This window comes from Geobacillus sp. G4 (genome assembly GCF_040327975.1).
GTDB lineage: Bacteria > Bacillota > Bacilli > Bacillales > Anoxybacillaceae > Geobacillus > Geobacillus thermoleovorans.
Genome location: NZ_JBEPJY010000032.1, coordinates 1 through 12,925, shown reverse-complemented (window position 1 = coordinate 12,925; position 12,925 = coordinate 1). Strand labels below are relative to the sequence as shown.

Here is a 12,925-nt window from a genome sequence, read left to right as displayed (position 1 = left end):
GTCGCTACTCACATTCTACAGGAAAGGTGCTCTTTTTTCTATACCCTTTGGATTTTATTGGATAATCAACACGCCTGTCACCATCACAATGTCCGGCGTCACCTTGACCGTGTTCGACGCCACAACATTGCCGGCGCGGTCATACAACTTGACAACATACGTGTACTCGGTGCCGTTTTCGACATCGTAGTCTGTAAATGAATCGCCGATCGAAGTGGTTGTATGCACGATATCACCGTTGCGCTCGATGGCTAACAAATAAGCATCCCCATCTTTTTTCCCAACAAACGTCCATGATAAATTCACTTGTCCCGATTCAACCGCAGGCTGCCGCAGCTCGATGGCGTCTGCTGGCGCTATTTGGTCGCTGCTGTCTGCCGCAAACGTCACTTGCTTCTCTTCTGTATACACCCATTCCTCGCCGAGGTTGGTCGTCAGCGCATAACGATACGTATACGTCCCTGCGGCGAGCGGAGTGAAGGCAGCTCGGAACACGTTGGCGTCGCCGTCTTGTCCTTGGTAGGCCGCTCTGTATTCTTTCCATGTTTCGTCATGGGGGCCTTTCACTTGCAACACCGCTTGCAACCCATCAGCTGCTCCTTTGCTTGTCACATTGTCGATGTTGACATGGACATCCACTTGTTGCGGCTTTGATAAATCCAGTGTGGCATCGCTTAACGTTGTCACGAACTGGACATTGTCGCTCGTCAGCGGGTAATGAGGAACGACGCGATTCGTTTCGACCTTCGGTGATTCATTCCCGTTTTCATCGACCGCCGCAACGGCAAAGTAATAGGCTGTTCCGTTCGTCAACGAACCGATCGTGGCCGAAGTTGTTTCCGTCTCTTGCACCATCGTATAACCGGCACCTTTTAACGTGGACTCGTAAATTCGGTATCTCGACGCATTTCCTTCCCACGTTAACGTCACGCAGCCATCCGAAGCGCTCGCCTGCAAATTGCTGACTGCTGCCGGCATTTCCGCCGTCACCGTCCCAAACATCATCCGTCCATCCAGGGCCGGAATCGTGACCGTCAACGTTCCGCCAGCGACCGTAGCTTCCCCGCCATCATGCAACTCATCCGTAAGCACGGTGCCGTTCGGAAGCAACGAAGCGACGTCAAGCGCCACCGTCTTGTCCTCATTGCCGCGGTTGACGGCAATGAGCGCCACTTCACGCCCGTATTGGCGGGCAAATACGTATACATCCCCTTGCGCATACACCGTCTTGATGTCGCCATGGGCCAACAACGATTGATGGTGCTGGCGAATGTGCCCCACTTTCTGATAATGGGACAACAGATTTTGATCTTCTTTGCCCCACGGATACGTGCGGCGGTTGTCTGGGTCTCTTGAGCCTGTTACTCCCGCTTCATCGCCGTAATAAATCGTCGGCGCTCCCGGGTATCCCATCTGCAAAATCACCGCCAGCTTGAGCCGCTTTTTCCCAAGTTCCTCATTATAATTCGGATCAAGCTCCGCCCGCTCGGATGAATCCGTTCCGTTCCCAAGCAGAAAGACCGCCCGCGCCGTGTCATGCGAACCGATTAAGTTCATCAGCGCATAAAACGCTTCACTTGGGTAGTCTTCCCTTATGGCCGTCAGTCGCTTGTCCGCCTCTTCTGCATTTCCGTTTTTCAAAAAGTCAAGCACCGCCCCGCGGAACCGGTAGTTCATCACGGAATCGTACTGGTCGCCTAGAAAATATTTCGATGCGTCATCCCAAATTTCCCCTAAAATGAGCGGCTGCTCCCCCTCTTTTAACGTCGGACCGCGGCCGTACGACCCTTGAAGCAATTCTTGGCGAAACTCGCGCCAAAACGCCGGATCCACCTCATTGGCCACATCCAACCGCCAGCCGGAGGCGCCGAGGGCAATCCAGCTTTTCGCCACCGAATCCGATTCACGGAAAATGTAATTCGCGAGCGCATCGTTGTTCAATTCACTCGGATTCGGCACTTTTTCCCCCGTCACCGACTTAAACTCCGGCAGACTGTCATAGCCCCACCATGATTGGTATTGATAATGGCCATCGACTTTTTTGTTTTCAATATTGAACCAAAGGTGAAACCCATACGGGCTGAACGTCTGTCCCTCTTGTTTGAACTTCTCTTCCACTTGTTTCCGCGCTTCTTCCTCGCTCAATCCTTTTTCATTCATCAAATCGTAAACCGCTTCCCAATATTCATACGCACCGACGGTCGGATAGCGGTGGTAGCGGTCAAAGTAAATCGAATCGTCGGATACGTGGTTGAACACCCCGTCTAAGATGAGATGCATCCCCCGGTTCGCAAGCGCCTGCACAAACGATTGGAATTCTTCCGGGGAACCGAACATCGGATCCAATTCTTTGTAATTGCTCGCATCATATTTATGGTTCGATGGCGCATTGGCGATCGGATTTAAGTAAATCGTGTTCACTCCAAGCGACTGCAAATAATCCAACTTTTGTTCAATTCCGGCGATGTCTCCGCCGAAAAAGTCATTCGACCATTCACCGTCGCCATCGTAGCCGCTCGTCCCTTTCAGGCGCGGATTATCGGGCAAATCCGACCAATCGCGATGCTCAATCGGCTGCGCCCCGCGTGCCTGCTGCTTGCTGTTATCATTTGAAGGGTTGCCATTAAAGAACCGATCCGGGAAAATTTGATACACAACCGCTTCTTTCATCCAATCTGGTGTTTTGTAATTCGGATCATAGACGGTCAGCTGAAACAGCCCCGCATTTTTGTCGACCGCCCTCCCCCATTGTCCTTCTTTCGTATCTTCACCATATTCCGCCTTCATCCCGGCATCGACAGCGATAAATTTATAACCGTATACCCCCGGCGCAGAAGGGGTAAACGCAGCCTCCCAATATTCATCATCCCCGAGCACGCCGACTTTTTCCATCGTGTAGACTTTGGCGGTTCCGGTCGTCGCATTTTTCACATACACATCCGCCTTCGTCAAATCGCCTTTTTTCGCCGCCAGACGAAGCGTCACCTTCGTTCCCGCTTTCACCGCACCAAACGGCTGGCGGTACAGCGTATCCCATGTATTGTGTTTTAATCGGTCTTTCTGAACAACACCGTCAGAGCCATTGGGGTTGTAGTCGGTGTACACCTCTTTTGTTTTCGCATTGAAGAAGAATGTAATGATCGTCGTTTCCAAAACATTTAAGCGTGCATTCTCTTGTGGGTAGCTCTCATTCCAATTGTTTCCGAGGACAATTTTATATTCATACGATCCTTTCGGCACCTGCGCCGTAAACGTGTACACCGAGTCAAAATCATCATCGGTCAACAGCGCCGTCGATGTCCCCGGAGTCCATCCGTTGCTCTCCCCCTCATAGTCGATGGCCGGCAGCACCGTCCCGACAAGACGCGGCTGTTTCTCCTTCGCAATCGCCGTATACCATGTCGAATCAGCGATCGCATGCGTCCGGTCATTGTAATAAAACGTCACCTCGGTTTGCCGATCCAGCTTCAACACCAGATTTGCGCCATTGCGGCCGCCGACGCCGTAATTTTCATCCCAGCTGCCGTTGACCGCAATTTTGTACTCATAGGTCCCGGCTGGCAGCGTCCCGGTGAATGTATAAAGCCCATTCCCTTCATCATGCATCCTCGTCGCCAATGCCCCCGGATCCCATTCCGCCGTATGGCCCAACTCATCTTGCAAATTGCCGACTAGCGTGATCGTCCGTGGTTGCGAGGCCGTGGATTCGGCCGTCCACCGATGCGCTCCATTCCCTAGAGCGCTAGAACTTCCTGCCTCGTTCGCAGCGGCAACCGCCTGGAAAGGAGTCAATGCCAGCAACAACACCGATGCCAAAACCAATGATAGCATTCTCCTTGCCCTCTTGATCATCCCCCGCTCCCTTCTCCTTTGTTTGGCCAACTTCCTTCTCTCCTTTCCTTTTTATATTCTTTGTGCAATCGTTTGCACAAAATGGTTGATGCAAACGATTTCATCAATCTTTATCTTATACGAATAAACAGAATATTTCAACTATATTTTCCCCATGTTGAAAAACGAATCGTTCCGTTGTTCTATTTTCGATTCATGTCAAACTCAAAATTGTTTAAATTCGATATTGAAAACGATTACAAATAAAAATTATAATAGACGTAAACGTTCGAGGGTTTGCTCCCTTTTTACTCTTTTTATGCAATCGTTTCCCTTAATTTTTTGGAAGCCAAACCGTCGAATGTAACATTTGATTAAGGGGGAAGGGCATTGTGCTAACGTTTCACCGCATCATTCGAAAAGGATGGATGTTCCTGCTCGCGTTTTTGCTCACTGCCTCGCTGTTCTGCCCAACAGGACAGCCCGCCAAGGCTGCCGCACCGTTTAACGGCACCATGATGCAGTATTTTGAATGGTACTTGCCGGATGATGGCACGTTATGGACCAAAGTGGCCAATGAAGCCAACAACTTATCCAGCCTTGGCATCACCGCTCTTTGGCTGCCGCCCGCTTACAAAGGAACAAGCCGCAGCGACGTAGGGTACGGAGTATACGACTTGTATGACCTCGGCGAATTCAATCAAAAAGGGACCGTCCGCACAAAATACGGAACAAAAGCTCAATATCTTCAAGCCATTCAAGCCGCCCACGCCGCTGGAATGCAAGTGTACGCCGATGTCGTGTTCGACCATAAAGGCGGCGCCGACGGCACGGAATGGGTGGACGCCGTCGAAGTCAATCCGTCCGACCGCAACCAAGAAATCTCGGGCACCTATCAAATCCAAGCATGGACGAAATTTGATTTTCCCGGGCGGGGCAACACCTACTCCAGCTTTAAGTGGCGCTGGTACCATTTTGACGGCGTTGATTGGGACGAAAGCCGAAAATTGAGCCGCATTTACAAATTCCGCGGCATCGGCAAAGCGTGGGATTGGGAAGTAGACACGGAAAACGGAAACTATGACTACTTAATGTATGCCGACCTTGATATGGATCATCCCGAAGTCGTGACCGAGCTGAAAAACTGGGGGAAATGGTATGTCAACACAACGAACATTGATGGGTTCCGGCTTGATGCCGTCAAGCATATTAAGTTCAGTTTTTTTCCTGATTGGTTGTCGTATGTGCGTTCTCAGACTGGCAAGCCGCTATTTACCGTCGGGGAATATTGGAGCTATGACATCAACAAGTTGCACAATTACATTACGAAAACAAACGGAACGATGTCTTTGTTTGATGCCCCGTTACACAACAAATTTTATACCGCTTCCAAATCAGGGGGCGCATTTGATATGCGCACGTTAATGACCAATACTCTCATGAAAGATCAACCGACATTGGCCGTCACCTTCGTTGATAATCATGACACCGAACCCGGCCAAGCGCTGCAGTCATGGGTCGACCCATGGTTCAAACCGTTGGCTTACGCCTTTATTCTAACTCGGCAGGAAGGATACCCGTGCGTCTTTTATGGTGACTATTATGGCATTCCACAATATAACATTCCTTCGCTGAAAAGCAAAATCGATCCGCTCCTCATCGCGCGCAGGGATTATGCTTACGGAACGCAACATGATTATCTTGATCACTCCGACATCATCGGGTGGACAAGGGAAGGGGTCACTGAAAAACCAGGATCCGGACTGGCCGCACTGATCACCGATGGGCCGGGAGGAAGCAAATGGATGTACGTTGGCAAACAACACGCTGGAAAAGTGTTCTATGACCTTACCGGCAACCGGAGTGACACCGTCACCATCAACAGTGATGGATGGGGGGAATTCAAAGTCAATGGCGGTTCGGTTTCGGTTTGGGTTCCTAGAAAAACGACCGTTTCTACCATCGCTCGGCCGATCACAACCCGACCGTGGACTGGTGAATTCGTCCGTTGGACCGAACCACGGTTGGTGGCATGGCCTTGATGCCTGCGATCGCGTTGTAAAGATATTCCGCTCTATCATTGAGACAAAAAACACGGCCTTGCCCGCCATGAATGGCGGCACAAGGCCGTGTTTGATGTTACCATCCATTTGCTTGCTTCAACTTCTCCTTTGACGGCGTTTCATAGCGGATGTGCGTGTCGATGTCGGTCACGTAATACCCGCCGCCGACCGCGTACTGCCCGCCGAAGCGCGCATCATACCCGTAGACGCGGTACACTTCCCCAGGCTGTAAGATGCGGACGAACACAAGGCGCCCATCCTTCGTCCGTTTCCATAGATTGATCGGCTTTTGCACCGTCAAGCGGCCGATTTGCCCTTTTTTCAGCTCCACGCCATCCCAGTACACTTTTTTCACTTGGCCTGGAGGAGTGGTTGGCTTCTCCGGCTGCTTTGGCGGGTTGGGCTTTTCTTCCTTCCAAAGCGGCAAGGCAAATTCATATTGGGCAAATCCGCTCGGCAAGGCGGTGACATAGCGGATGCTGCCGTCGTGCGGCAAGTATTTTTGCGCTTCCGGCGACGATTCAAACGTGACGGTCACCGGCGCTTTCCCTTTCACTGGCGCAAACCGCCAGTTGCCATCCGCTGACGGGTTGATCGTTCCGTTTTCCCGAATGTAATCGATGATCACTTGCCGGTTTTCATCCGGCGCAGCCAAAATCGTGTTTTTCCCGCCCGGATTGATGATCCGGTTTGTCGTCGCCCGATAGTTGTTCGTTGCGACGATAAATTCCATGTTCGGCGTCACTGGCTTGCCTTCGAATTTCAAGTTTTTAATCCGGTTCGCATTCGGATTGATCACATTTTGGTTTTTGTCGTATTTCGCCGGCTCGGTCACATCGATCTCGTACGTCACTCCATCAATAATGTCGAAGTTGTACGTCGGGAAGTCGTTGTTCACAAGCGGCTGAACGTCTGTCTTGTTCGGGTCGATTTGGTTGAATTGCCCCGCCGACCACTCAAGCCATTCTTTCAACTCGGCTCCCGTAATTTTCAACGCATACACCGTGTTCGGATACAAGTACAAATCGGCGACGTTTTTAATGGCGATTTCCCCTGCCGGGATGTCGGTATAATAGCTCGCCCCGCCGCGTCCGCCGGCTTTGAACGGAGCGCCGGCCGACAGCACCGGAAGGCCTTCATATTTCGTCCCTTTCAACATCTTTTCGACATACCATTTTTGCGCATTCGTGACGATTTGCACGGACGGATCGTCTTTGATAAGCGCAAAATAGCTGTTGATCGGGCTCGTTGTTTTTCCAACCGGGCTGCGGACGTACTGAATCGTCGCTTCATGTTCCGCTTGGATCGCCTGCTCCACGTCCAGGTCGCTGTCGACAAGCGGCGTTTTCGTCGCCTTGTCATACACTGGACGGAGTTGGGCTTTCGCTTGCGTCACTTTCCATTTTCCGTCGATTTGCTCGACCGTCAAGTCGATCACGCCGAGCGTATCGCCCCATGAACCCGGCATCGTCACCGGAACACCGTTGATCGTGCCGGTTTCATTGTTGATTCCGTTTCCGTCTGGAAAATCTGGTGTCGTGCCTGGAAGGGCCGGGAATTTTTTATGCTGGTGGCCGGCCAACACGGCGTCGACCCCCGGAATTTGCGTCAAATAATACGATGCGTTTTCCATATTCGGGCTGTTTCCGCCGGTCTCAATGCCCGAGTGCGATAGCACAACGATCAAATCGGCCCCTTCCGCTTTCATTTTTGGAATATACTTTTGCGCCGACTGCACAATGTCTTTCGCAATCACTTTCCCTTGCAAATTCGCTTTGTCCCAATCCATAATTTGCGGCGGCACAAAGCCGATGACGCCGATCTTCAGCGTATGCTTCTCCCCGTCTTCATCAACGACTTCTTTCGCTAAAATTTGATACGGCGTGAAATAGTTGACATCGTTATCCGGATTTTGGTCATGATCGTCACGGTACACGTTCGCATTCACGATCGGCAGCTTGGCATCGTCATACACTTCATTGAGGAAATCCAAGCCATAGTTGAACTCATGGTTCCCAACCGTCGCCGCATCGTACTTCAACAAATGCAACAGTTTCACCGCTGGATGCACTTCGCCGTCTTGCAGCGGCTTCACTTTGGCCACATAGTCGCCAAGCGGAGTTCCTTGAATCAAATCCCCGTTGTCAAACAGAATCGTGTTCGGCTGCTCAGCGCGCGCCTGCTCGATCAAACGCGCCGTTTTCGACAACCCGAACTCATTCGTCGGACTATCTTTGAAATAATCGTAGTTGACGAGATTCATATGTACGTCTGTCGTCTCTAAAATGCGCAGCTTGACGACATCTCGGTCTTCCGCGCCCGCTGCGGTCGGCAACACAGCCGGAGCAAGCAGCCCCAACGCCAACACCACGCTCGCCGCCGCGTATTTCTTCCGTTTTTTCAATGTCCATCCCCCTCACTCAGATCAAATCATTGTCATCTCTATACATATTACCATAAAAGCAACAAAATTTTGATAGAAAAAACAAACAAAAAACATCCATGAGTAAGCTTTTACTCGCCACCCAAGCATGAAAATAACCGCTCATGGATTCATTATTTTCACAGAAAAATAGAGGAAATAAACAGACAATATCGAAAGAGATAGAGGAAAGCACAATGTCCTATTCTTGGGGATGGTTGATCTTTTCAATCTTCTTTTTTACATTCATGCTGTATATTATCATTGAAACCGCCGTCCGACGAGCGATTGACAGCTCAACATTAGCAGAACACATCAAAAAACCGTTGGAAGATAGAAAAAGAAGGAATGACAGCCGACATTAAAGGAGTGACACGCATCGTTCATCAATGTTATGATTAAATAAAAACTTGGAGCTTTTATTTGCAAGGGGAGTATGCAATGTTGCGGGACATCATCAATGCTGTTCTCGGTGTGATCATCGGGGTCATTTTAGGAGACCCTCTAAAGGAGGCTTGGGGGAAATTTGTCAAATACATGAAGCGCCTCCTTGCAAAACCAAAAACTATTAAAGATCCCTCATATTTTACCATTGGGAATGAAACTACTTCGTTTATTGTTTGTGACGGAGATGGCGTTATGACCTACTCTCCTGAAAATATTGAAACAAGAGTAAACAACCATGCAGTTGAGCTTCCCAGTGATTTAAAAATTTTGAGGAGAGAAATAGAAAAAGCGGAAGATGCAAAGAAACAACGGGGGGAAAGCTACAGTTGGAATGGACCTTTGCTCTCTCTCGAAAAATATTCAATTCTACGAACAAAAGTGAATGAGGATATGAAAGTCATTTTTTCGTTCGTTCCTTCAGATTATTATACATTTAAAGCGTTAAATATGAATCTAGATAAACAACTTCCTTCCGGTTATACAATCCGAGAGAAATACTTGGCCGGAAACACAGTTAGGCAACCAATCCCAGCGCTAGCAAACGGCGTTGGCGTAGCCATCACTGTCATTACTTCAGACAATTACGTCATTTTAACCAAACGATCGCCTGAAAGCGGGGTGCGGCCAAACGAGTTGGATATTAGCGTTGTCGAAGCAATCCATCCTTCCCACGACCGTAAAGCGGTAGGACAAGGGCCGGACCTATTTAATACTGCTGTACGTGGCGCAGAAGAGGAGCTAGGCGTTGTCATCCCTAGGGAAAATATAAAATTTCTTGGATTCGGTGTAGATGAACAATACTATCAATGGAATATCATCGGCATTGCGCACTGTAAAGAAAAAGCCGAAGAAATTATGAAACAACGCAGCAGAGGAATCCCAGGGAAATGGGAAATGGAACAAATACTCTTCATTCCGTTTAAAATTAGGGACGTATTATATACTATCAAAAATGAAAAAATGTGGTCCACAGCAAAAGTTGCTCTATACTGGTCACTCGTCTTTGAATATACAAAAAGAGGAGTAGATAAGGAAGCAGAAAAGCTGTTCAAATAATCCATTATTCGCAGAGAGAATATACCTTGAAGGAATGTCTTTTCTAAAAGAGCAGGAAAAGAAGCAACCCAAGCAAAAATAGAAGGTCACCATTGCAATCGAGTAGGAGGGGGCGGCTAACCCCCGTCCCCTCACACCACCTAGCATGCGGGTCCGCACTAGGCGGTTCGTCAACCTTGACGGAGTTCGAAATATCGTTGCGTCAAACTCTTGAGCCCCTGAGTGGTCCAGTATGTCTTGCCCAGGGCCTGGTGGAGTTGCGGCGTTTTCGTTGTTCTCCAAGCTCCTTTTCGGGTATTGGCGATCTCCATCACCGCTGTTTCCTTCAACCCCAGCGCTCTTAACTCACGGATTCTGGTTCTGACCCGTTTCCATTGAAGCCATTGACAGAGTCGAAGCCTCCTCCGAATCCATCCTTCGATGGTCTGAAGGACAGACGGGGTTTCGACGAGCCGAAAATACCCGATCCATCCCATGACGTATTGATTGACGCGATGAATTCGTTCTGGCATCGATATGCTCCAGTTTGGGTTGGTCAGCTGTCGGATCCGCTGTTTTAGACGTTGAATCGACCTTGGGGCGAGCCGGATTCGCGCTTTTCGTTCCGGTGTGAAGCGAAACCCTAGAAAGGCCCGTTTCCACGGGCGGTCCACCGCACTTTTCTCCTCGTTTACTTTGAGTTTGAGCGTTTTCTCCAAGAACCGTTGAATGCTTTGTTTTACCCGTTGTCCTGCCCGCAGACTTTTCACATAGATGTTGCAGTCATCTGCGTAACGGCAGAATTTCAATCCTCGCTTCTCCAATTCCTTGTCTAAATCGTCGAGAAGGATGTTCGCCAACAGGGGGCTGAGGGGGCCGCCTTGCGGCGTCCCCTCCTCGGTCTGCACCTTCACCCCTTCGATCATAACGCCGGCTTGCAGGTAGGCACGGATCAGTTTCAGCACACGTTTATCCCTGACTTTTCGGGCTACCCGGCTCATCAGGATGTCATGGTTGACCCGATCAAAGAACTTTTCCAGGTCCATGTCGACCACGTACCGATACCCTTCCTGGATGTAGCCTTGCGCTTGCCGCACGGCATCGTGGGCGTTGCGGCCCGGACGGAATCCGAAGCTGGAAGGGGAGAAGTCTGGATCGAAAATGGGTGTGAGTTCTTGAAGAATGGCTTGTTGGATCAGCCGGTCCACCACGGTGGGAATGCCTAGCTGCCGTGTGCCGCCGCCCGGTTTCGGGATTTCGACCCTGCGGACAGGCGCCGGCCGGTAAGTTCCCGCCAAGAGTTGGGCGCGGATTGTGCTCCAGTGAGCGCGGATGTAATCACGGAGTTGATCGGTTGATACTCCGTCGATTCCCGGTGCTCCTTGGTTCGCTTCGACCCGTTTGAGCGCCGTGATGAGGTTGTCTCTCGCTAAGATGCGTTCCAACAAAGCCATCGTGATCTTCTCCTTCCGCGGGATGAGATTCAGGTCTTGCCGGGTTGCGCTCAGCCCTCGACCTGAGGCCCTCTGGGCTTCACCCTTGCTTCCTCAGATGAGTTCCGAAAGGAATTCTGCTTCGACACGCAACATCTCGAAAGAGTCTGATTCATCCCTGAGTTGACGTTCGGCCCTTCCTGTTTCAGGCGTCCCTTACTCCAGTACTATGGCCTCTGCTGACTCCTGTACGTTCAGCACTTCTGGTTGCCATCGTCAGAAGGCGTTCCGTACAGGCCTCCCCGGATAAGGATGGACACTTTCCACTCATGCACCTGCCCAATCTACCTCCACAGCCCTTGGCGGCTTAGGACTTCGTCTTGTTGTGCAGACTCGTCCGACTGTGACGGCCTCCCATTGGGTTCGTGTACCTCAGGTCGAGTGTTTGCTTCCAGCTTCCTTCAGATTCCACCTCGCGGTGGACACCCTTGCTTTCAGCTAACGGTAGGCGCTCGCCAGCCCCCGTTCGGGACTTTCACCCTATAGCGTCGCACCCATGCCGGGCGTACACACAACGAAGAGCGCCCTCCACTGGCGCCCTTCCTCATTTCTATAGCAAATTGAGCAACGCCTTTTTGTTCGCTTGCACTTGGTCGTTCAACGCCTTGACTTTTTCTTTTAACTTCTGAATGTCTGCGTTGTTGGCGCCGACTTTCTTTTCAAGGGCGCGAATTTCATTCGTCACCGCCCGCAGCTGGTTGGACAGCGCGATGAGCTGGCCGATGAGGCCATCAATTTGCTCTTGTTTTTCTTCATCGAGTTCCTCTTGGTCTTCACCAACAGGTTGTGGAGAATTCGGAGACAGCGCCTCCGTTACCGTTTGCCCGCTGGAAGCTGGAGCGGCAGCGTCATTGGCCGCTATGGCTTGTCCACTCGGAGCGTCAGTTGCCGCTGTGACTTCTGTCGGTTGAGAAGCAGACGGCTCGCCCGTTGGCAACGAATCAGCAGGCGTCGTTTGCGTGTCCGTTGCCGATTCCGCTTCGCTCAATGCTTGAATGCGAGCGGTCACTTTGTCTAGCCGCTCTTCAATTTGGCCTACTTTTTTATGTAACTGCGCCAACTTTTGCGCAAGCCATTTTTGTTGCTTGGACGATTCCTGTTTTTTCTTCGCCTCTGTTTCCTTTTGTTCCGTCTTCTTCTTGACGACGACTTCCACTTTCTTCACCATCGTTTCGCGCTCATGCGCTTTGCCCGCAGGTTTGGCGGCCGCCCACGCCGGAGAGGCGACGAGCATCGACGCCACCAAAATCGGCCATCCTTTCTTCAACATTACCAATTCCTCCTTTATTTTTTGGTAATGGCAGCTGGCTGGCATAGGTTTCCCCTTAGCCCCTGTAGCTTTGTGACGCTAAGTTTCCTTAAGCTGTACCTTTATTATGATTGTACCATGATTTTCTTCGCGAGGAAGTGAGACGAAATGACGATTTTCGACCTTTGTACCATTTCATATATGTCTCAAACATTCCTGGTTCACCATTAAATCCCTAGTTGAAGTTCGCGTACCGTATATTTGCTTTTTGTCACCACTCCCGGATGCCGCAATGTTTCATGCACTTTCAGGCGTGTTGATTATCCAATAAAATCCAAAGGGTATAGAAAAAAGAGCACCTTTCCTGTAGAATGTGAGTAGCGAC

Annotated in this window: 5 protein-coding genes, 1 pseudogene and 1 riboswitch; of the genes and pseudogenes, 2 read left to right on the top strand and 4 right to left on the bottom strand. The window is 50.4% G+C overall.

Annotation, left to right across the window (positions count from 1 at the left end; genetic code table 11):
- Positions 1-78: 78 nt before the first annotated feature.
- Positions 79-3,882, bottom strand: a pseudogene (locus ABS784_RS16405) (pullulanase X25 domain-containing protein); the annotation flags it as partial.
- A gap of 377 nt (positions 3,883-4,259) precedes the next feature.
- Here ABS784_RS16405 and amyS point away from each other — a divergent pair.
- On the top strand, positions 4,260-5,873 hold the full coding sequence (gene amyS, locus ABS784_RS16400; protein WP_407067062.1) for an alpha-amylase: 1,614 nt from the start codon (positions 4,260-4,262) through the stop codon (positions 5,871-5,873).
- 97 nt (positions 5,874-5,970) lie between these two features.
- Here the strand turns inward: amyS and ABS784_RS16395 are convergent, their stop codons facing one another.
- Positions 5,971-8,298: a bifunctional 2',3'-cyclic-nucleotide 2'-phosphodiesterase/3'-nucleotidase gene (locus tag ABS784_RS16395; protein ID WP_352513287.1), complete on the bottom strand. Its 2,328-nt coding sequence runs from the start codon at positions 8,296-8,298 to the stop codon at positions 5,971-5,973.
- Positions 8,299-8,757: 459 nt separating this feature from the next.
- Between ABS784_RS16395 and ABS784_RS16390 the strand changes: the two genes are divergently transcribed.
- Positions 8,758-9,819 (top strand): NUDIX hydrolase, encoded by a 1,062-nt coding sequence (locus ABS784_RS16390; protein WP_021321947.1) that lies wholly within the window; start codon positions 8,758-8,760, stop codon positions 9,817-9,819.
- Positions 9,820-9,989: 170 nt separating this feature from the next.
- On the opposite strand, the gene ltrA is transcribed toward ABS784_RS16390, so the two are convergent.
- Complete coding sequence (gene ltrA, locus ABS784_RS16385; RefSeq protein WP_352513285.1) at positions 9,990-11,252, bottom strand: group II intron reverse transcriptase/maturase; 1,263 nt, start codon at positions 11,250-11,252, stop codon at positions 9,990-9,992.
- A gap of 589 nt (positions 11,253-11,841) precedes the next feature.
- Positions 11,842-12,561: a hypothetical protein gene (locus ABS784_RS16380; RefSeq protein WP_352513283.1), complete on the bottom strand. Its 720-nt coding sequence runs from the start codon at positions 12,559-12,561 to the stop codon at positions 11,842-11,844.
- 26 nt (positions 12,562-12,587) lie between these two features.
- Positions 12,588-12,671, bottom strand: a riboswitch (cyclic di-GMP riboswitch).
- Positions 12,672-12,925: the final 254 nt, after the last annotated feature.

Coding starts and splice junctions, on each gene's coding strand:
- amyS (WP_407067062.1), top strand. CDS start 4,260: ATGTTCCTGCTCGCGTTTTTGCTCACTGCCTCGCTGTTCTGCCCAACA.
- ABS784_RS16390 (WP_021321947.1), top strand. CDS start 8,758: ATGTTGCGGGACATCATCAATGCTGTTCTCGGTGTGATCATCGGGGTC.
- ltrA (WP_352513285.1), bottom strand. CDS start 11,252: ATGGCTTTGTTGGAACGCATCTTAGCGAGAGACAACCTCATCACGGCG.
- ABS784_RS16380 (WP_352513283.1), bottom strand. CDS start 12,561: ATGTTGAAGAAAGGATGGCCGATTTTGGTGGCGTCGATGCTCGTCGCC.